The sequence below is a fragment of the Aestuariivita boseongensis genome (assembly GCF_001262635.1).
GTDB lineage: Bacteria > Pseudomonadota > Alphaproteobacteria > Rhodobacterales > Rhodobacteraceae > Aestuariivita > Aestuariivita boseongensis.
This window is the reverse complement of sequence record NZ_JXYH01000010.1, coordinates 73,581-93,046: the sequence shown is the minus strand read 5'-3', so window position 1 is coordinate 93,046 and position 19,466 is coordinate 73,581. Positions and strand designations below refer to the sequence as shown.

18 protein-coding genes and 1 other RNA gene are annotated in these 19,466 nt (G+C 60.6%); 10 read left to right on the top strand and 9 right to left on the bottom strand.

Features of this window, described 5'->3' with window-relative positions:
- Window positions 1–54: 54 nt before the first annotated feature.
- The 3 genes from TR61_RS06285 to TR61_RS06275 form a co-directional block, all read right to left on the bottom strand.
- Complete coding sequence (locus tag TR61_RS06285; RefSeq protein WP_050929058.1) at window positions 55–399, bottom strand: YbaB/EbfC family nucleoid-associated protein; 345 nt, start codon at window positions 397–399, stop codon at window positions 55–57.
- 76 nt (window positions 400–475) lie between these two features.
- Window positions 476–772, bottom strand: coding sequence for a hypothetical protein (locus tag TR61_RS06280; protein ID WP_157440832.1), 297 nt, complete (start codon window positions 770–772; stop codon window positions 476–478).
- 124 nt (window positions 773–896) lie between these two features.
- On the bottom strand, window positions 897–2,654 hold the full coding sequence (locus TR61_RS06275; RefSeq protein WP_050929056.1) for a DNA polymerase III subunit gamma/tau: 1,758 nt from the start codon (window positions 2,652–2,654) through the stop codon (window positions 897–899).
- Window positions 2,655–2,794: 140 nt separating this feature from the next.
- On the opposite strand from TR61_RS06275, the gene ypfJ reads away from it, so the two are divergent.
- The gene (gene ypfJ / locus TR61_RS06270; protein WP_050929055.1) at window positions 2,795–3,634 is read left to right on the top strand and encodes a KPN_02809 family neutral zinc metallopeptidase; all 840 of its coding nucleotides are present in this window, start codon (window positions 2,795–2,797) and stop codon (window positions 3,632–3,634) included.
- 5 nt (window positions 3,635–3,639) lie between these two features.
- Here the strand turns inward: ypfJ and TR61_RS06265 are convergent, their stop codons facing one another.
- Window positions 3,640–4,206, bottom strand: coding sequence for a TetR/AcrR family transcriptional regulator (locus TR61_RS06265; protein ID WP_050929054.1), 567 nt, complete (start codon window positions 4,204–4,206; stop codon window positions 3,640–3,642).
- A 90-nt stretch (window positions 4,207–4,296) separates the two neighbouring features.
- Between TR61_RS06265 and TR61_RS06260 the strand changes: the two genes are divergently transcribed.
- Complete coding sequence (locus tag TR61_RS06260) at window positions 4,297–5,172, top strand: alpha/beta hydrolase family protein (protein WP_050929053.1); 876 nt, start codon at window positions 4,297–4,299, stop codon at window positions 5,170–5,172.
- Between the two features lie 13 nt (window positions 5,173–5,185).
- Here the strand turns inward: TR61_RS06260 and ffs are convergent.
- An RNA gene (gene ffs / locus TR61_RS19620) (signal recognition particle sRNA small type) lies at window positions 5,186–5,282 on the bottom strand.
- Window positions 5,283–5,331: 49 nt separating this feature from the next.
- Window positions 5,332–7,149 carry a 5'-nucleotidase C-terminal domain-containing protein gene (locus TR61_RS06255; protein WP_172676943.1) on the bottom strand — a complete coding sequence of 606 codons (1,818 nt, stop codon included), beginning with the start codon at window positions 7,147–7,149 and terminating at the stop codon, window positions 5,332–5,334.
- Window positions 7,150–7,351: 202 nt separating this feature from the next.
- Here TR61_RS06255 and nudC point away from each other — a divergent pair, with 202 nt between their 5' ends.
- Complete coding sequence (gene nudC, locus TR61_RS06250) at window positions 7,352–8,332, top strand: NAD(+) diphosphatase (RefSeq protein ID WP_050929071.1); 981 nt, start codon at window positions 7,352–7,354, stop codon at window positions 8,330–8,332.
- Between the two features lie 45 nt (window positions 8,333–8,377).
- On the top strand, window positions 8,378–8,845 hold the full coding sequence (locus TR61_RS06245; RefSeq protein WP_050929051.1) for an SRPBCC family protein: 468 nt from the start codon (window positions 8,378–8,380) through the stop codon (window positions 8,843–8,845).
- 16 nt (window positions 8,846–8,861) lie between these two features.
- Here TR61_RS06245 and TR61_RS06240 read toward each other — a convergent pair whose 3' ends face one another.
- Complete coding sequence (locus TR61_RS06240) at window positions 8,862–9,695, bottom strand: prephenate dehydratase (protein WP_050929050.1); 834 nt, start codon at window positions 9,693–9,695, stop codon at window positions 8,862–8,864.
- A 119-nt stretch (window positions 9,696–9,814) separates the two neighbouring features.
- Here TR61_RS06240 and TR61_RS06235 point away from each other — a divergent pair, with 119 nt between their 5' ends.
- The 5 genes from TR61_RS06235 to TR61_RS06215 all read left to right on the top strand — a co-directional run bounded on the left by TR61_RS06235 (window position 9,815) and on the right by TR61_RS06215 (window position 16,251).
- Window positions 9,815–10,321 (top strand): c-type cytochrome, encoded by a 507-nt coding sequence (locus TR61_RS06235; protein ID WP_050929070.1) that lies wholly within the window; start codon window positions 9,815–9,817, stop codon window positions 10,319–10,321.
- A 233-nt stretch (window positions 10,322–10,554) separates the two neighbouring features.
- On the top strand, window positions 10,555–12,471 hold the full coding sequence (locus tag TR61_RS06230; RefSeq protein WP_082181865.1) for an extracellular solute-binding protein: 1,917 nt from the start codon (window positions 10,555–10,557) through the stop codon (window positions 12,469–12,471).
- Window positions 12,472–12,478: 7 nt separating this feature from the next.
- Window positions 12,479–13,567 carry a microcin C ABC transporter permease YejB gene (locus tag TR61_RS06225; protein WP_050929049.1) on the top strand — a complete coding sequence of 363 codons (1,089 nt, stop codon included), beginning with the start codon at window positions 12,479–12,481 and terminating at the stop codon, window positions 13,565–13,567.
- Entirely contained in the window at window positions 13,568–14,674 is a 1,107-nt protein-coding gene (locus tag TR61_RS06220) for an ABC transporter permease (RefSeq protein WP_050929048.1), read from the top strand.
- Window positions 14,671–16,251 (top strand): ABC transporter ATP-binding protein, encoded by a 1,581-nt coding sequence (locus TR61_RS06215; RefSeq protein ID WP_050929047.1) that lies wholly within the window; start codon window positions 14,671–14,673, stop codon window positions 16,249–16,251. Before TR61_RS06220 ends, TR61_RS06215 begins: the two co-directional genes overlap by 4 nt.
- Before the next feature lie 75 nt (window positions 16,252–16,326).
- On the opposite strand, the gene hemN is transcribed toward TR61_RS06215, so the two are convergent.
- The gene (gene hemN / locus TR61_RS06210; protein ID WP_050929046.1) at window positions 16,327–17,682 is read right to left on the bottom strand and encodes an oxygen-independent coproporphyrinogen III oxidase; all 1,356 of its coding nucleotides are present in this window, start codon (window positions 17,680–17,682) and stop codon (window positions 16,327–16,329) included.
- A 64-nt stretch (window positions 17,683–17,746) separates the two neighbouring features.
- On the opposite strand from hemN, the gene fnrL reads away from it, so the two are divergent.
- Window positions 17,747–18,487, top strand: a complete 741-nt coding sequence (gene fnrL, locus TR61_RS06205; protein ID WP_050929045.1) for a transcriptional regulator FnrL — start codon at window positions 17,747–17,749, stop codon at window positions 18,485–18,487.
- A 67-nt stretch (window positions 18,488–18,554) separates the two neighbouring features.
- Here the strand turns inward: fnrL and TR61_RS06200 are convergent, their stop codons facing one another.
- Window positions 18,555–19,394 carry a universal stress protein gene (locus TR61_RS06200; protein ID WP_050929044.1) on the bottom strand — a complete coding sequence of 280 codons (840 nt, stop codon included), beginning with the start codon at window positions 19,392–19,394 and terminating at the stop codon, window positions 18,555–18,557.
- Window positions 19,395–19,466: the final 72 nt, after the last annotated feature.

The following is a 19,466-nucleotide window of genomic DNA, read 5'->3' as shown; positions in this document are numbered from 1 at the left end:
CGGCCCGCTGGTTTGCACAGCAAACCCGCTACACCGCGCCGAAACTGCCGTTCTTTAGAACGGAAGCTTCATATCCTTGGGCAGGCCCAGACCTTCGGTCAGTTTGCCCATCTCTTCTTGCGCGCGTTCGGCGGCTTTCGCCTGCGCATCCTTGATGGCGGCCAGGATCAGGTCTTCGACAACTTCCTTGTCGTCGCCATTAAAAATCGACGGATCGATATCCAGCGCCTTGAGATCCCCTTTCGCCGATGCGGTGGCCTTCACTAGACCCGCGCCCGCTTCGCCTGTGACCATGATGTTGTGCAGCTCTTCCTGCATCTCGGCCATCTTGGTCTGCATTTCCTGGGCTTTTTTCATCATCCCGGCCATATCGCCGAGGCTGCCAAGTCCTTTGAGCATGTCGTGGTCTCTCCTGAAAAATCGGTTGATGGTTAGATACGGGGGGCAAGCGGGCCGTACAAGGGCCGCGTGGCTGTCAGGGGGTATCCCCGTCTTTGGGGGTGCGTGGAACGGTATAGAGGATCACGATCACGCTGATCGCGGCGACAATCGCAATAAACAGGGTGGGCGATCCGATACAACCTTCGGCCACGCCGGCGGCACGCCCCCCCGCGTCGGCGAATGTGATAAGCGAGATCAGAGCGGTCCAGAGCACCACGACGACGACGCCGCCCCATTGGCTTTTGAACCGCAGGCAGAGCGCGCTGGCCACAAGCAGTACCAATGCAAACGGGGAGGAAAAGAGTGCGATCGCCTCGTCCACCATGGTCACATCTGTACCTGCAATCCAGTTCGGGCGCTGATCCGCGCAGCTTTGCGCCCAGGCGGAGCCCGGGATCAGCAGGAATGCGGGGATGAGGATGCGAAGCTGTTTGATGGCCTGTGCCTTTGGTTGATCAGTCTTCTTCGAACGGATCCCATTCGTCTTCGACCTCGGGGAGGGCTTCGGTCTGGGCCTCGGCCGCGATGTCTGCGGCGGTGCGGATATCCTTGATCTGCGCCTTGGGGAAGGCCGACAGGACGGCCTGCACCATCGGGTGCGCGCGCGCCTGTTCTTCCAGCGCATAGCGTTCGGCGTTGCGCACCTCGTCAATCGTCTTGCCGCCGCCGGAAGAGACGACCGAGACGCCCCAACGGTTTCCCGTCCACATCTGCAGGCGCTGGCCCAGCCGCTGCGCCAGATCGCCGGGGGCGTTGTCTGCAGGTTGAAACTCGATCCGGCCGGGCTGATAGCTGACCAGCCGCAGGCCGGTTTCCACATCGACCAGCAGCTTGCCATCGCGGTTGGCGCGGATCAGTTCGACCACGTGTTCGAATGTGGGAAAGCGCGCCAGCGCCTCATCCAGATCGCGCGCCAGAGCGGTGGTCTGACCCGAAGCGTTGGGGCTGCCCGCCATACGGGTTTGCGCCCGCGCCACCGCCTGTGCGCCGGAGCTTGTGCCGTTCTGCACGGCGGTCCCGGGGCCTGGGCCCGGTGCGGGAGGCGGCGGCGCATCAGACAAGCGGCGCACCAGCTCTTCCGGGCTGGGCAGATCGGCCACATGGGTCAGCCGGATGATCGCCATCTCGGCGGCCATCATGGCGTTGGGGGCGGCGGCGACCTCCTCAAGCGCTTTCAGCAGCATCTGCCACATGCGGGTCAGGACGCGCATCGGCAAAGCCTCGGCCATCTGGACGCCGCGGGCACGCTCATCGGGGCTGACGGTGGGGTCTTCGGCCGCGTCTGGGGTGATCTTGACCACGGAAATCCAGTGCGTGATTTCAGCCAGATCACGCAGCACGGCCATGGGATCGGCCCCATCGGCATATTGCGCGCCCAGCTCGCCTAAAGCGGCGGCTGCATCGCCCTTCAGGATCATGTCCATCAGATCCAGAACCCGGCCCCGGTCGGCCAGACCCAGCATCGCGCGAACCTGATCGGCGGTGGTTTCGCCCGCGCCATGGGAAATCGCCTGATCCAGAAGCGAGGTTGCGTCGCGTGCCGACCCTTCCGCCGCGCGGGTGATCAGCGCCAGCGCATCGTCGGTGATCTGCGCGCCTTCGGCGGTTGCGATCCGGCGCAGAAGGGCGATCATGTCTTCGGGTTCGATCCGGCGCAGGTCAAAGCGCTGGCAGCGCGACAGGACCGTCACTGGGACTTTGCGGATCTCGGTTGTGGCGAAAATGAATTTCACATGCGCTGGAGGTTCTTCCAGCGTTTTCAAAAGCGCGTTGAAGGCGCTGTTGGACAGCATGTGGACTTCGTCGATGATGTAGATCTTGTAGCGGGCGGAGGCCGCGCGATAGGCGACGGAATCGATGATTTCGCGGATATCGCCAACGCCGGTGCGCGAGGCCGCGTCCATCTCCATCACATCGACATGGCGGCCTTCCATGATCGCCACGCAATGCTCGCATTGCCCGCAAGGATCTGTCGTGGGCTGGCCTTGCCCATCCGGCCCGATGCAGTTCATGCCCTTGGCGATGATCCGGGCGGTCGTCGTCTTACCCGTTCCGCGAATGCCTGTCATGATGAAGGCCTGAGCGATCCGGTCCGCCTCGAACGCGTTTTTCAGGGTGCGCACCATGGCGTCCTGACCTACGAGATCGGCGAAGGTTTCCGGGCGGTATTTCCGCGCCAGTACCTTGTACCCTTTTGTGTCGGTCTCGCTCATCGTCTCTCCGGAGATTCGGCTGAGCCCGCAGGTTATGCGAGCGCGCCGGGGCGGTCCAGCAAGGAGCGTGTAAGATCGCTGGTCAGGTGCGCCGCGATGCGCTTAGGATGGTAAGATGTGTTCCGGTTCGGAGGTTCGCCATGCGGTTACGAGGCGTCAGAAAAAGCACCAATATCGAAGACAGGCGCGGTCAGCGGCGCGTTGGCGGGCGCGCGGGTGGGCTGAGTGCGGGCGCGGTGCTGCTGATCCTGGCGATCGGATATTTCACCGGAATCGACGTGGTGCCCCTGCTGGAGGAACAGGCCGGATCGGTGGGCGAACCCCGTGCGCTCAGCGAGGCTGATCAGCAGGCTGCCGACTTTACTTCGCGTGTTCTAGCGACAACGGAACAGGTCTGGGCCGCGCGGTTTGAAGAGGAATTGGGTCGTAGCTATCAACCGCCGGTTCTGGTTCTGTTTGGCGGGGCGACGCAAAGCCCTTGTGGCGGGGCGTCCGGCGCGACGGGGCCGTTTTACTGCCCGGCTGATCAGAAAGCCTATCTGGATACGCAGTTCTTCGCGACGATGTCGCAGCGGCTGGGCGCCGGGGGTGACTTCGCGGCGGCCTATGTGGTGGCGCATGAGGTGGCGCATCACGTGCAGAACCAGCTTGGTATCCTGAAGCAGGTTCATGACCTGCGCAGACAATCCTCGCGATCCCAGGCCAACGCGCTGACCGTGCGGCTTGAGCTGCAGGCCGATTGCCTGTCCGGCGTGTGGGCCGCATCGGTGCAGGGGCTGATGGAGCGCGGGGATCTGGCCGAGGCGCTGAACGCGGCGCGGATGATCGGCGACGATCAGTTGCAAAGAAGCGCGGGCCGGGTGCCGCAGCCGCATACCTTTACCCATGGCACATCCGCGCAGCGCGCCCGCTGGTTTGAGCGCGGCTTTGATCAGGCGCGGATCGCGGCTTGTGACACTTTCTCGACCAACCGGTTATAGGCGGGTCAAAGCGCCGCCAGCTTTTCCGGCAGGTGGCGCAATACGTCCGATGACCGTTTCGCGCGTGCCATGGTCCAGCCGCCTTCGATCAGCATGAACAGAAGTTCAGCCTTGCGCCTTGCGTCATCGGGATTATCCCCGAAACGGATGGCGTAGTGTTCTGCTTCGGAGATCCAGCCTTCGAAGATGTGGTCGGTGGTTTTGCGGAAGTCTTCGTTTTCCGGCCCATCGAATAGCGCGCCCGAGACGGGGCATCCGTCGCTTTGGCCCGACAGTTCGAACAGCTTGGCCAGCTTGTGACAGAGCGTGGCGAAACCGGCCTCGAAACTGTCGGCATTTTCAAAAGACGCAGCCATGGTGCGCAGCATTCCGTCTGAGGCCCAGGTCGCTGCGGCGATGGCAAGATCCGTCTTGCCGTTCGGAAAATGATGATAGAGCGATCCTTTGGGGGCCTTGGCGGCCTCAAGAATGTCGTTCAGCCCAACCCCGTTATAGCCATAGCGGCGAAACAGGCGGGCCGCAGCCTGTATCAGGCGGTCTTTCGTGGGAAGGGGGCGGTCCGAGCTGGTCATGTTTCCATATTGACAGGTCTGGACCGATTGGTCTAGTGATGTGATTGGACCGATTGGTCTAGTGCCGCTCGCAACCCAGAGGATCTGCTCATGCTGGATGCCAATTCCTCCGACCTGATCCAGGTTGTGCCTGTTACCTTCCCATCAGGTTCAACTGAACTGAGCGGCACTCTTTTTCTTCCTTCGGGGCCTCCGCGTGCGGCCCTGGTTCTGAACGGCGCAACGGGTGTGCCACAGCGTTTCTATCGCCACTTTGCCCGGTGGCTTGCGTCTGACCAGAAAATCGCGTGCCTGACATTTGACTATGACGGCATGGGTACGTCGGCCACGGGACATGTGCGTGATAGCCATGCGACAATGCTGAACTGGGCGCTGCGCGATCAACCCGCCGCCCGCGCGGCGTTGCGGGATCGGATTCCGGGCGTTCCGCTTTGGGTGCTGGGGCATTCTCTGGGCGCGATGTTGCTTCCCATGCAGGATGACATTGACGACATCGAACACGTCTTTGCCGTTGCAAGCGGTTATGTGCACCACAGCGATCACCCCTGGCCCTATCAGGGATTGGCGCGGCTGTTCTGGTTTGGCCATGCCCCGCTGATCGCCGGGGCGCTTGGGTATTTGCCCGGCAAGCGTCTGGGGTTCGGGGAGGACCTGCCACCCGGCGTCTATTGGGAATGGCGCAAGTGGTGCACGTCGAAATCCTTTTTCTGGCCGGACGTTGGAGACACGATCCCCAAGCCGAAATGGACCGGTGCGCCTGTGCGTCTTGTCAGCTTTGCCGATGATTCCATGATGCCGTCGCGCTGCACATGGCGGCTGGAGCGCAGCTTTGGCGCGGAGGCCTGCAGCCGGGTTGTGCTGGATCCGTCCGATGCCGGTTTGTCATCGGTAGGGCATGTTGCGGGGTTCGCGCCACAGAACGCGGCGATATGGCCGCACATGTTGGGCGAGGCTGTTTGCATCTGATCCTGGTGGAAAGGGTGAGAGGCTGGACAACGACCCAAGCGGGGCTCGTTACGGCTGCTTCCTTCCGGATCTGACCGGGTTGGCGAGGCGCTCGCCCGCGCCAACCTCTCAGGGGTTTATTTAGGGAAACCCGGCGGGATTCGCAAGATCACCCAAAGGTCAAAGCGTCAGGCGCAGTTGAAGGAAGCCGTGCTTGTCTATGCCATGCTCTCCGGCAAAAATCGGACCCAGCTCGTCAAGATGGGCGCGCGCATCGGGGCTGGAGGCGGCCAGGACAGTGGTTTGACCCAGCGGCGTGAACCGGCAGACCTGTTGTTGCGCCCAATCGGGGAAGCACCCGTCCTGAAGATAGGTCCGCAGCGCATCGCGCACCAGAAGATGCGGTATCTCTATCCTCTCGGCTGATCTGAGGGCTGCGATATTGCCGCCGCCATTGGCCCGGTAACTGCTGAGGGCGACGGCGAACCTGTCATCGGCGGCAACAGGTTTGCCCTGATACTCAAGCCGTACCAATCGGCGATGGCTGTCGTCGACCAGGTCGCCTGAGATGGTGAAACGCGAAGGTTGGGACAGGTCTAGTTCATATTCCACACCGTAGAAGATGTCGCTGCCATGGGCGGGTCTTTCAGGATCCAGAAGGGGCTGATCGGGCTGGCCGGGCGTGATCTGGTTGTAAAGGCCGGCCGACATCTCGATCCAGTCGGCCAGTTGCGCGCCGGTGACGATGACGCCGGCCATCCGGTTCGGGAAGAAGCACAGATCGAAGACATGGCGCAGGCTGAGCGGCCCGGCGGGAATGTTGACGTAATTGTCAGGCCCGCCGCGCCCGCCCATCTTGGCCGGGGCAACACTGGACAGGATCGGCAAGCCATCAGGCAGCGCGCCCAATTGGCTGAGCGCATGCGCTTTGGCAGCCGCGACAAGGGCAAGGGCTGGGGACGGGGCCAGAAACCCGAAATAGCTGTGAAGCGGCAGAGGGGTATGACCTATGCTTTGCGCCAGATGCGACCGCGTCGCCCGGTGCAGTGGCGCAGTCATTTCAGAAAGTGCTGCATCCTCGCCCGTTTCGGCCGGGCGCAGTTGGGCCTGTTTGCCAATGACCTGCCACGCGCGGCCGTCATGCGCCAGATCCAGATCGATGATGCCAAGATGCCCGCCACCTGCCCCCGGCATGACCACGGGCGTGCCATGCAAAACGCCGCGCGCCAGGTCAGAGCCTTCTGGTGCATGCGGATCGGGCAGTAACAGATGCGTGTGACCGGCCACAACCGCATCCAGACCACCCATCTGGGTCAATGGCCAAAGCGCGTTTTCCTGCCCGGTTTCTTCGACCGGTTCGCCAAGGCCGGTATGGGCCAATGCGATGATGATGTCACAACCCTCTGACCGAAGGGTCGCGATGGCATCGCGCGCCGAGGACATGATGTCATCAATCGTCATGTGGCCGGTCAGGTGATCGGCATCCCAGATCAGCGTTTGTGGCGGCAACACCGAGAAGACGCCTATTTTCAGGGAATGCCCGCAAAGCTCTCGGTCAAGCACGGTCCAGCGATGCACGGGCAGTTGCCCGCCATCGACGCGCCGCGCATTCGTGCACAGGATCGGCACGGGGGCATCGCGCAGGCTGGCCTCGAGGGAATCGAGGTCGAAGTTGAAATCGTGATTGCCCAGACCGGCCGCGTCATACTGCATGAGGTTCAGCGCCCGGTAGAAGATGTGCGGGCCCGCCATGTCGCGCAGGGCCTGTTCTTCCAGCGGGGTGCCCTGCAGGCTGTCGCCATTGTCGAGGGTGATCACCACATCGCCGCGTGCTTTGGCCTTTTCGCGGGTCTCGCGCATCAGGGTGGCCAGCCGGGTCATGCCGGCGCTTTCGATAGGTTTATCCGTGAAGTAATCGAAACTGCGCAGCTGCATATGCAGATCCGAAGTCGCAAGAATGCGCAACCGGCCCGCTTTGCGTGTCGACGACTGCCCCACAGCAGTTGTTTCGGGAAGCCGACGATCGTGTTTCAGAACGCCCTCCGTGGCGGGGTAAGAACAACCTTCCCCTGACAACATAGCAACTTCAGGTTGCATTCAAGGTTCGGTATGCGAATTCTTCGCGAAGTAATTCGACCGCCTGCCATTGTATCGCGGCAAATCGCATGCGATGCCTGCCAAACAGGCAGGGAGGATGAAGGTGAAACTGGCCGAAACAGTGACATTCGGGGGCAGCGGACTGGATCGCGCGGCCCATCTGCGTGGCGATGCGGCGGCCTTGGCCAAAATGCTGAAAGATTCGCGCGCGCGGTGCCTTCCGGTCTGGCGGGGCAAGCCACTGCTCAAAGGGGAAGGGCAGGACAGTCTGGGCCTGCTGCCACCGGATCATCCGGTTCTTGAGCGCGAGGTTGGAAATCGGGACACGATGGTTTTCATTGGGCTTGAGGAGGATGGAACGCCTCTTTTTGCTGTGGATTTTTCGACCTGGGAGCCGGAACAGCTGGATGCCGAGTCCCTCGGGCTTTTTCTGGATCCCAGCCAGCAGCGCCACCCCGACTTGCCCGAGGACCATGTTTTTGCCGAATTGCGCATGGTGATGACGCGGCTTGATCGGCGGGCGGCAGAAATCGCGGCAACCGCCAAGGCGATCATCGGTTGGCACAGTACGCACCGTTTCTGTGCGCGGTGTGGTACGCGCAGCGATGTGGCGCAGGCGGGATGGCAGCGCACCTGCCCCGCGTGCAAGTCGCATCATTTCCCACGGACCGATCCGGTTGTGATCATGCTGATCACGCACGGGTCATCCGTTCTCATGGGCCGGTCCCCAGGTTGGCCCGAGGGGATGTATTCCCTTCTGGCGGGTTTCGTGGAGCCCGGTGAAACCCTGGAAGCTGCCGTGCGGCGCGAAGTATTCGAGGAAACCGGCGTCAAAGTGGGCGCTGTGAGCTATCTGGCAAGCCAGCCCTGGCCGTTTCCGGCCTCGCTCATGTTCGGGTGCGGGGGGGAGGCGCTGAGCCGGGATATCACGATCGACCCGAACGAGATCGAAGATGCGATCTGGGTGACGCGGGACGAGATGATGACGGCTTTTGCCGGCCAGCACCCGGTTTTGAAACCGGCGCGCAAGGGGGCGATCGCGCATTTTTTGATCCGCAACTGGCTTGCGGACAGGCTGGATTGACGGCACAGTTTTGCCAAATCACAAAGCATCCCCGAGGCACGCAGCATGAAATTTTCCAGCAAGGAAGACGTCGAAGCGCCGATTGCCAGCGTGTTTGGCATGCTGTCGGATTTCGAGATTTACGAACGCTCGGCCATCCGGCGCGGGGCGGATGTGCACCGGATCGGCGATCACGACATTCCGCATGTCGGCCAGGCCTGGCAGGCCAGCTTCACCTTTCGTGGCAAAGAGCGGAAGACCCAGGTTACCCTGGCGCGATACGCGATACCCACGGAAATGGTTTTCGAGGGGCAGTCGGGCGGGCTTTTGACATCTCTCGCGCTGGAGCTTGTGGCGCTGTCGCCCAATCGCACGCGCATTTCCGTCGATTTCGAGATCAAACCCCGCACATTGCCCGCGCGGCTTTTTGTACAGTCGATGAAGCTGGCCAAAAGCAATCTGACAAAACGGTTTCGACTGCGCGTGGCAGAATATGCCCGCGACATTGAAGAGCGTATCTCACGTATGGCGTGAAGGTGCGGGGCCGGCGTCAGTGCCGGTCGGGTGAGGCGGGATAAACGCCCAGGATTTCCACGTTGGTCGTGAAGTAATCCAGTTCTTCCAGGGCAAGCTTGACGCCCGGATCGTCGGGATGCCCGTCGATATCGGCATAGAACTGCGTGGCGGTGAAGGTGCCGCCCACCATGTAGCTTTCCAGCTTGGTCATGTTCACGCCATTGGTCGCGAAACCGCCCATGGCCTTGTAAAGCGCTGCCGGAATGTTGCGCACCTGAAAGACGAACGAGGTGATCATGCCATCATTCCCGCGCCGGGAATGATCGGCCTCGCGGGACATGATCAGGAAGCGGGTGGTGTTGTTGCCCTCATCCTCGATATGGCGGGCCAGCACATCAAGGCCGTAGATCTCTCCGGCCAGTTCGCTGGCAAGCGCTGCGATCTTGGGATCGCCCAGTTCAGCCACATGGCGCGCGGATCCTGCCGTGTCGGCGCCAGTGATCCGGTGAATGCCGTGTTTGGCCAGAAATTCCTTGCACTGTCCCAGCAGGACCGTGTGGCTCATTGCCTGTTCGATCTGGTCAAGCGGGGTGCCCGGAACCGCCAGCAGATTGATGTGCACGCGCACAAAGGCTTCGTCGATGATGTGCAGGCCCGAGCGCGGCAACAGCGAGTGGATGTCGGCGACGCGGCCATAGGTCGAGTTTTCAACGGGCAGCATGCCAAGATCGGCTTCGCCCGAACGCACCGCTTCGATGGCGTCCTCGAAGGTGCGGCAGGGCAGCGCCTCCATATCCGGGCGCGCTTCGCGGCAGGCCTGGTGGGAATAGGCACCCAACTCTCCCTGAAAGGCGATCCGTTTGGTCATGTCTTGGTCCTTCAGCGCATTTGATCGAAAAGGGCGTTTGGTCGCGGTGTCTATATCTTGCCAGTTCCGGAGGGAAGCAATAGATAGCCGCGGAACTGGATCAAATGGACGGGCAACACATGCTTGATACGATGACCTTCACCAAGGCGGCCGGCGGTTTGTTCGGGGCGCTTCTTATCTTTTTGCTGGGCAGCTGGGCCGCGGAAGAACTTTACCATGTCGATGGGCATGGCGAGCAGGCCTATGTGATAGACACCGGCGAGGAAGAAACCGAAACGGCCGAAACCGAAGAGGTCGATTTTGCCACTGTGTTTGCTTCGGCCGAAGCGGACAAGGGTGCACGCCTGTTCCGTCAATGCAGCGCCTGCCACAAGCTGGAAGACGGCGCAAACGGCACCGGGCCGCATCTGTTTGGCGTTGTGGGCCGCGAAAAGGGGACGGTCGATGGCTATGGCTATTCCGATACGCTTGCCTCTATGGGAGGCGCGTGGACCCCTGAAAACCTCAGTGGTTTCCTGGAAAGCCCGCGCGATTACGCGCCCGGAACCTCGATGGGCTATGCCGGCATGCGCAAGATCGAAGATCGTGCAAACCTGATTGCCTATCTGGCAACCATCGGCGGGTAATCCGACCGGCATGCAGTTTTTCGAAGGCCGTCGCGTTTTGCGGCGGCCTTTTTTCGTGCGTTGCGCCGCCAAAGCAACGCGGGAAGCAGAAATCGCCTGCAAAACGCAGAGGATTGCCGCACACAGGCGTTTGATCACGGATTCTCAACTTGAGTGTTGGCTTGTGCGCTGATTACCTTACATCAACAAAATAAGGCCCTGAGGCCATCCAGATTGACAACAGGAAGATCCGAATGTTCCAAACCCGTGCCCTCGCGCGCCCTGCATCGCATCCCCGTTTGTTGAGTTTCGGCTTTATCTGCCTTTCCTTCGTTCTGCTTCTAAGCTTGCCCGCCAAGGCGGAAGAGACGGCAAGCGATGATCTGATCGTCAGTCACGGCTATTCTTTTTACGGCGATCTGAAATACGGGCCCGATTTTGAGCACTTCGATTTCGTGAACCCTGACGCGCCCAAAGGGGGCGAGATTTCCTTCGCCGCGCTGGGCACTTTCGATTCGATGAACCCCTACACGGTGAAGGGCCGTCGCGGGCAGCTGAGCTGGTTCATGTATGAAAGCCTGTTGGGCGATGGGGCGGCCGATACATATGGCGAAGGCTACTGCCTGCTGTGCGAGCGGTTGGAATACCCGCCCACCAAGGATTGGGTGATCTTTCACATGCGCCCTGAGGCGCGGTTTTCCGATGGCACGCCGCTGACGGCGCATGATGTTCTGTTCTCGCACAACCTGTTGTTGGAGCAGGGTTTGCCGTCATACGCGGCGGCGGTGAAAAAGCGGATCCCCAAGGCCGAAGTGCTGGATGATTACCGCATCAAGTTCTACTTCACCGAAGGCATCTCGCGCCGCAGTCTGATTGATCAGGTGGGCGGTGTGCCGGTTTGGTCGAAGAAGTGGTTTGAAGAAACCGGAGCGCGGTTGGATGAAAGCCGGCTGGAAACCTCACCCGGATCGGGGCCTTACATGGTCGACACCGTCGATGTAAACCGCCGCATCGTTTACAAGCGAAACCCCGATTATTGGGGCAAGGATCTGCCAATCAACCAGGGCCGGCACAATTTCGACAGCATCCGGGTTGAGTATTTCGGCGACGACACCGCGTCTTTCGAGGCGTTCAAAGCCGGTGAATACACCTTCCGCCAGGAGGGCGATTCCAAGAAGTGGGCGACGCTCTATGATTTCCCCAAGATCAATGATGGCTTTGTGGTGAAAACGGAATTGCCTGACGGTACGCCTCCGACACCGTCCGGCATCGTATTCAACCTGGGCCGGGAGATCCTGCAGGACAAGCGCGTCCGTCAGGCCATCGCGCTGGGCTATAATTTCGAATGGACGAATGAATCGCTGCAATACGGGCTCTTCAAGCAACGCGCATCCTTCACGCAGGACACCCCCCTGATGGCCGAAGGGGTGCCGGAAGGCGCCGAGCTGGAGTTCCTGCAATCCCTTGGCGATATTGTCCCGCCCGAACTGCTCACGGAACCGGCGTTGATGCCCCATACATCGAACCCCGCGCGTCTGAACGACCGCCGCAATCTGCGTCAGGCGATGCGACTTTTGGACGAGGCAGGCTGGGCCGTGGGCGATGACGGCAAACGCCGCAACGCCGCTGGCGATCCGTTGCGCCTGACGTTCCTCTTCAACACCGCACAGGAAGGCACGCTGAGCGCTGTGATGGAAAACTTCGTCTCAAACCTTGAAAAGATGGGGGTCGAGGCGATTTTGGAAAAGGTCGACCCCTCGCAATACACCCTCCGTGAACGTGAGCGCGACTATGATCTGGTCTTTGACGCCTATGCGGCATTCCTGGGCACCGGCACCGGATTGATGCAGCGCTATGGCTCGGACGAGGCGGCGTTTTCCGTCTTCAACCCCGCCGGTCTGGCCAGCCCCCTGGTGGACGCGATCATCCAGGCCTCGCTGCTGTCTGAAAGCACCGCAGAGGAACAAACCACCCTGCGTGCGCTGGACCGCGCTCTGCGGTATGAATTCATCATGATCCCGCTGTGGTACAATGACAGCTATTGGGTCGCCTATTACGACATGTTCGATTATCCCGACCCTTTGCCCCCCTATGCGCTGGGCCAACTGGATTTCTGGTGGTACAACGCCGACAAGGCGGCCGAACTCAGAGCCGCGGGTGCATTGAGGTAAGAGCCCCATGGGCGGCTATATTCTGCGGCGTCTGCTGCTGATCATTCCCACGCTGTTCGGCATTATGCTGGTCAATTTCGCACTGACCCAGTTCGTCCCGGGCGGCCCTGTGGAACAGGCTATCGCACGGGCGCAAGGGCAAGGGGACGTGTTTGGGTCCTTTGCGGGCAATCAAGGGGATGCCGGGGTCGAAAAAGCCGGGCCAAGTGACAGCCAATATGTCGGCGCGCGTGGCCTGCCGCCCGAGTTCATCGAGCAACTTGAAAAGGAATTCGGCTTCGACAAACCGCCGGTTGAGCGGTTTTTCAACATGCTGTGGAACTACATGCAGCTGGATTTCGGCGACAGTTACTTCCGGTCTATCGGGGTGATCGACCTGATCATCGAAAAGATGCCGGTGTCGATCTCACTTGGGCTGTGGTCCACGCTGATCGCCTATCTGATCTCGATTCCTCTTGGCATCCGTAAGGCGGTGCGCGACGGGTCGAGTTTCGACACCTGGACCAGCGGTGCGATCATCGTCGCCTATGCCATCCCTGGGTTCCTGTTTGCGATCCTTTTGCTCGTGCTCTTTGCAGGCGGCTCCTATTATCAGATCTTCCCCTTGCGCGGCCTGACCTCGGACAATTGGGAAAACCTCAGCCTGTTTGGCAAGATCGGCGATTACTTCTGGCACATCACGCTGCCGGTGCTGGCCTCCACCATTTCCGCCTTTGCGACGCTGACGCTTTTGACCAAGAACAGCTTTCTGGATGAGATCAAAAAGCACTATGTCATGACCGCCCGCGCCAAGGGCTTGTCTGAGCAGAAAGTGCTTTATGGCCATGTCTTCCGCAACGCCATGCTGATCGTGATCGCGGGCTTCCCGGCGGTGTTCATCGGTGTGTTCTTCTCAGGCTCACTGATCATCGAGACGATCTTCTCGCTGGACGGCCTTGGCCGCCTTGCCTTCGAAGCCGCCGTCGCCCGCGATTACCCCATCGTCTTTGGTACGCTCTTTATCTTTGGCCTGATCGGCCTGGTCGTCGGCATCCTGTCGGACCTGATGTATGTGCTGGTCGACCCCCGCATCGATTTCGAACGGCGGGAGGGGTAAGTGGCACTTTCCCCCCTGAACCAGCGCCGCTGGCGCAATTTCAAGCGCAACAGGCGCGCCTATTGGTCAATGTGGATCTTTGGCGTGCTGTTCGGCCTCAGCCTGTTCGCGGAATTCCTAGCCTACGACAAACCGATCCTGATCCGCTACCAAGGTGCATTCTACACGCCCATCTGGAATTTCTACCCCGAAACCGAATTCGGCGGCGATTTCCAGACCGAGGCCGTCTATCGCGACCCCGAGGTGCAATGCCTGATCGCCACGGGTGGTCTGGATCTCTGCTTCGACGACCCGGAAGGGTATATCGAAGACGCCGAGGATGGGATCGTCGAGGGTGAAGAGATCACACGCGGCTGGATGCTCTGGCCGCTGATCCCCTATTCCTATGACACGCCAGTGGACCGTCCCGGCGCGGCCCCTTTGCCGCCAAATGGTGAGAACTGGCTGGGCACCGATGACACCAAACGCGATGTGCTTGCGCGGGTGATCCACGGGTTCCGATTGTCGGTGGCCTTCACACTCATGGTGACCGCGGCCGCCTCCATCATCGGTATCATCGCAGGCGCGGTGCAGGGGTATTTCGGCGGCTGGCTCGACCTGATTTTCCAACGGATTATCGAGATTTGGACGGCCACCCCCTTCCTTTACGTGATCATCATCATGTTCGCGATCCTGGGGCGAAGTTTCTGGCTGCTCGTGTTCCTTCTGGTCATCTTCAGTTGGACGGCCCTTGTGGGCGTGGTGCGCGCCGAATTCCTGCGCGCGCGCAATCTGGAATACGTCCGCGCCGCCAAAGCGCTGGGCGTGGGCAACATGACCATCATGTTCCGCCACATGCTGCCCAACGCGATGGTGGCGACGCTCACCATGCTGCCCTTCATCGTCACGGGCACGATCGGCACGCTGGCGAGCCTCGATTTCCTGGGCTTTGGCCTGCCGTCCTCGGCCCCCTCGCTGGGCGAACTGACGCTTCAGGCCAAGGAAAACCTGCAAGCGCCATGGCTGGCCTTCACCGCCTTTTTCACCTTCGCGATCATGCTGTCTTTGCTGGTCTTTATCTTCGAAGGCATCCGCGATGCGTTCGACCCCAGAAAGACCTTCTCATGACAGCGATTTTGGACGTCAAAGACCTGCGCGTTGCGTTCCGTCAGGACGGTCAATTTACCGAAGCTGTGCGCGGCGTTTCCTTCTCTGTCGACAAGGGTGAAACCGTCGCACTGGTGGGCGAATCCGGGTCCGGCAAATCGGTCACGGCGCTTTCCACCGTGTCCCTGCTGGGCGATAGCGCGCAGGTCTCGGGCTCTGTCACCTATGACGGGCAAGGGATGATCGGCGCCCCGGAACGCCTGCTCCGCAAGGTGCGCGGCAACGATATCAGCTTCATCTTCCAAGAGCCGATGACCTCGCTGAACCCGCTTCACACCATCGAAAAGCAGTTGCGGGAAAGCCTCGCCTTGCACCAGGGGCTGGTCGATGACGCCGCCCGCACCCGGATTATCGAGCTGCTGGACAAGGTGGGCATCCGCGACGCCGAAAGCCGTCTCTCTGCCTACCCCCACCAGCTTTCCGGCGGCCAACGCCAGCGCGTGATGATCGCCATGGCGCTGGCCAACAAGCCCGACATCCTGATCGCGGATGAACCCACAACCGCGCTCGACGTGACCATTCAGGCGCAGATCCTGGAACTGTTGGCCGAGCTGAAAGCACAGGAAGGGATGGGCCTTCTCTTCATCACCCACGATCTGGGCGTCGTGCGCCGCATCGCCGACCGTGTCTGCGTGATGAAAGACGGCGAGATTGTCGAAACCGGTCCCACCGAAGAGATTTTCACCAACCCGCAGCACCCCTATACCCAGAAACTCCTTGCCGCCGAAGCCGTGGGATCGCCCGAACCCATCAACGGCACGGCCGAAGAAATTGTGCGCACCCAGAACCTCAAGGTCTGGTTCCCGATCCAGCGGGGGTTTCTGAAACGCACCGTGGGCCATGTGAAGGCCGTCAACGACACCACGCTGTCGGTGCGCGCGGGTGAAACACTGGGCATCGTGGGCGAAAGCGGATCGGGCAAGACAACGCTGGCGCTTGCCATCATGCGCCTGATCGGATCGGAAGGCGGGATCACCTTCCAGGGCCAAGACATCCGCAAATGGTCCACCCGCGAGCTTCGCCGCCTGCGAAAGGACATGCAGATCGTCTTCCAGGATCCCTTCGGATCGCTCAGCCCACGGATGACGGCGTTCCAGATCATCTCTGAAGGGCTTGCCATTCACAAGGTCGACCCCGACCGCAACGCCCGCGAACTCGTGGCCGAAGCGATGGTGGAAACCGGTCTCGACCCGGCAGCCATGGATCGCTACCCCCACGAATTCTCCGGCGGCCAACGCCAGCGCATCGCCATTGCGCGCGCCATGGTGCTGCGCCCCCGGCTATTGGTGCTGGACGAACCCACATCGGCTTTGGACATGACCGTGCAGGTCCAGATCGTCGACCTGCTCCGCGATCTGCAAAAGAAATACGGGCTGGCCTACCTCTTCATCAGCCATGACCTGAAGGTCGTGCGCGCCATGAGCCACCGGATGATCGTGATGAAACAGGGCGACGTCATCGAATATGGCGAGGCCGAGGCTCTCTTCTCAAATCCGCAAACAGATTACACCCGCACCCTGCTGGCCGCTGCTGGATAATCCCTGCTTCTTTCTGGCCCTAAATACTCCCGGAGCGCGAGGCAGAGCCTCGCAAAATCCCTACACCCGCCAGGTTCAAATGGCCGAGGAATGGCCCGCCTTACTTAGATCGTAGGCATCGAACACGCGCGCGATCATGCGCGTCAGGGGCCGCGCCTCCTGTGGGACGAACAAACCGTCTTCGGTCAATTCGATCATGCCGGGAAAGGCTGTTTCAGCTTTCTGGAACAGATCAGTGACCTCTGCGCGCGATACACCGAAGCGGTCGGTGATTTCGGCGGTGTTGATCCGGAAATCGCACATCAGCGCTTCGATCAGGCGTGCACGCATCAGGTCGTCGCCCTGGAACACATGCCCACGTGAGACCGAAAACTGACCGGCCCGGATTTCTCCGGTATGTTTGCCGGTTGAAGGCGCGTTCTGCGCAAAGCCTTGCGGGAATTTCGAGATGGACGACGCTCCTACGCCGATCAGCACGTCGGATGTATCGTCGGTATATCCTTGGAAATTACGCCGCAGTTTGCCGGCATCCAATGCAGTGCTCAGCCCGTCATCTGGACGGGCGAAGTGATCAATCCCGATTTCCCGATACCCGTCCCACATGAACAGCCTTCGTGCCGTGTCAAACAGGGCAAGACGTTCTTCCGGGGTTGGCAGTTCATCAGACGGGATCATCGTCTGGCGCCGCGCCATCCAGGGGACATGGGCATAGCCATAAAGCGCCACGCGGTCGGGGTTCAGCGAGAGAAGTTTCTGCACGCTTTCCGTCATCCGTTCTTTCGACTGGCTGGGCAGGCCGAACAGGATATCTGCGTTGAGGCTGCGAATGCCCCGCGCGCGCAGCATGTCAGCCGCGGCCTTGGTCACGTCAAAGCTTTGGATTCGGCCGATGGTTTGCTGAATGTCGGCATTGAAATCCTGCACCCCGATGGACGCGCGGTTCATCCCTGCCGCGGCCAGCGCGTCGACGCGTGCCTCGTCAATCTCGTTCGGATCAATCTCGACCGAGAATTCATAGCCTTCCGCGAAAGGCGCCACATCGGCGATGGCTTGGGCCAACTCGCTCATCATTTCGGGTTTCAGAAGCGTGGGCGTCCCGCCGCCCCAGTGCAGCCGCGAAAGGCTGACGCCAGCTGGAAGCACCGTTTTCAACAGTGCGAGTTCCTGCTTGAGCGTTTCCAGATAGGCCGCAACGGGTTCATCTGATTGCGTGCCCTGCGTGCGGCAGGCGCAGAACCAGCACAGGCGCCGACAGAACGGCACATGCACGTAAAGCGAGATTTGTCCGCCTTCGGGGATCTGGCCGATCCAGTCCACAAAGTGACCAGGACCCACACGATCATCGAAATGCGGTGCGGTCGGATAGCTCGTGTACCTGGGCACACGCGCGTCAAATAGACCGAACTTGGCCAATTGCGAAATCAGTTTCATGATAATACTCTTAAGATGTGGTGAGGGGCGGGGGCCTTGACCCAGATCAAGTTTGGAAGCGCGCATGAACCTTACCCAATCCTTTTCTCAGGAGTGCTCGGACTGCCCTATTCGACACAGGGCTGTCTGTGCCCGGTGTGAATCCGATGAGCTCGAGCGTCTGGAAGAAATCAAATATTATCGAAGCTTTGAGGCCGGTCAGACCGTCATGTGGTCTGGCGACAAGATGGATTTTGTCGGCTCGGTCGTATCGGGCATCGCATCGCTTACGCAGACGATGGAAGATGGTCGGACGCAAATGGTCGGCCTGTTGCTGCCATCGGATTTCGTTGGCCGTCCGGGCCGCGATGGCGCAGCCTATGATGTGGTCGCGACCACCGATCTGGTGATGTGCTGTTTCCGCAAAAAGCCATTCGAAGAGTTGATGAATGACACGCCCCACGTGGCGCACCGGCTGCTGGAAATGACTCTGGACGAGCTGGATGCCGCCCGCGAGTGGATGCTTGTTCTGGGCCGCAAGACAGCGCGGGAAAAGATCGCAAGCCTTCTGGCCATCATTGCCCGGCGCGATGTCACGCTGAATATGCAGACCGGAAACAGCCAGGTGGTCTTTGACCTGCCTCTTACCCGCGAGGCGATGGCGGATTACCTTGGTCTGACCCTTGAAACGGTCAGTCGCCAGATCTCGGCGCTGAAAAAGGACAAGGTTATTCTTCTGGAAGGCAAACGCCACGTAACTGTGCCGGATATGGACCGGCTTCTTGAGGAAGCGGGCGATGACAGTGACGGCGGCATGCTGAACTGATCACGTCAAACCGAAAAAAAAGGCCCCCGCTTCTATCGGGGGCCTTTTTCGTTTCTGTGACGTCCGATCAGTGGGCCATCAAAACGGGAACGCTGGCCTGTTCCAGCATGTTGCGTGTGGCCCCGCCCAAGATGGCTTCGCGGAACCGGGAATGGCCATAAGCACCCATCACGATCATGTCGGCGTTCTTGTCCGTCACGTGACGGTTCAGCACATCTGACACCCGAGGCAGGGTTTTCGACACAACGTCGATCTCGCACGTGATGTCGTGCCGCGCCAGCATCTGGCTGAGCAATCCGCCGGGATCGGATCGTTCGGGCCCATGCGCCGGGGGGTCGACTACAACGATCCGCACCAGTTTCGCCTGTTTCAGGAAAGGCATCGCGGCGCGTATTGCCGAAAGCGCCTCTTTGCTTTGGTTCCAAGCGACGATGATTTGTTCCGGCGTCGGATTGGGCTGCGCGTCGTCGGGCACCACCAGAACCGGGGCGTCTGCGTCAAAAAGCGCAGCTTCCACCACGGGTTCCAGTTCGGCGCCGCGATTCTCGCCATAGGGTTTGGGCAGGATCACCAGATCCGAGAACCGCGCGTGAAGCGCCACATGGCGGGCCAGATCGGCAAAGGGCGCCACGCCGGTATCGGCCGCCCAACGCACACTGCTTTTCGACAGAATGCCCTTGGTCAATTCAAGAAGCTCATCCGCTTCTTTGTGAGCACGTGTCAGGGTTTCCTGCAAAATCAGTGCGTTGGCACCTGCATAATAATACCCGGTCTGTGTGCGATCCACACCCAGGCACATCGCTTCGACATGGGCGTCCTGCGCGGCGGCCAGAGCCGTGGCATGGGCCAGCGGGCTTTCCGCGACCGCCGCGTCGGTGATGATGGTCAAGATTGATTTATAGGCCATGTGTCCACGTCTCCCTCACTTGGATGGCTCTTTCCGAAAAAAACTCTAGGCCCCACCGCAGGCGCCCTTCGT

Bases quoted from the DNA above. Each gene is read 5' to 3' on its own strand.
- TR61_RS06265 (WP_050929054.1), bottom strand. From the start codon at position 4,206: ATGACCAGCTCGGACCGCCCCCTTCCCACGAAAGACCGCCTGATACAG.
- TR61_RS06215 (WP_050929047.1), top strand. From the start codon at position 14,671: ATGACAGCGATTTTGGACGTCAAAGACCTGCGCGTTGCGTTCCGTCAG.
- ypfJ (WP_050929055.1), top strand. From the start codon at position 2,795: ATGCGGTTACGAGGCGTCAGAAAAAGCACCAATATCGAAGACAGGCGC.
- TR61_RS06260 (WP_050929053.1), top strand. From the start codon at position 4,297: ATGCTGGATGCCAATTCCTCCGACCTGATCCAGGTTGTGCCTGTTACC.
- TR61_RS06285 (WP_050929058.1), bottom strand. From the start codon at position 399: ATGCTCAAAGGACTTGGCAGCCTCGGCGATATGGCCGGGATGATGAAA.
- TR61_RS06230 (WP_082181865.1), top strand. From the start codon at position 10,555: ATGTTCCAAACCCGTGCCCTCGCGCGCCCTGCATCGCATCCCCGTTTG.
- TR61_RS06225 (WP_050929049.1), top strand. From the start codon at position 12,479: ATGGGCGGCTATATTCTGCGGCGTCTGCTGCTGATCATTCCCACGCTG.
- TR61_RS06275 (WP_050929056.1), bottom strand. From the start codon at position 2,654: ATGAGCGAGACCGACACAAAAGGGTACAAGGTACTGGCGCGGAAATAC.
- TR61_RS06200 (WP_050929044.1), bottom strand. From the start codon at position 19,394: ATGGCCTATAAATCAATCTTGACCATCATCACCGACGCGGCGGTCGCG.
- fnrL (WP_050929045.1), top strand. From the start codon at position 17,747: ATGAACCTTACCCAATCCTTTTCTCAGGAGTGCTCGGACTGCCCTATT.
- hemN (WP_050929046.1), bottom strand. From the start codon at position 17,682: ATGAAACTGATTTCGCAATTGGCCAAGTTCGGTCTATTTGACGCGCGT.
- TR61_RS06235 (WP_050929070.1), top strand. From the start codon at position 9,815: ATGCTTGATACGATGACCTTCACCAAGGCGGCCGGCGGTTTGTTCGGG.
- TR61_RS06240 (WP_050929050.1), bottom strand. From the start codon at position 9,695: ATGACCAAACGGATCGCCTTTCAGGGAGAGTTGGGTGCCTATTCCCAC.
- TR61_RS06245 (WP_050929051.1), top strand. From the start codon at position 8,378: ATGAAATTTTCCAGCAAGGAAGACGTCGAAGCGCCGATTGCCAGCGTG.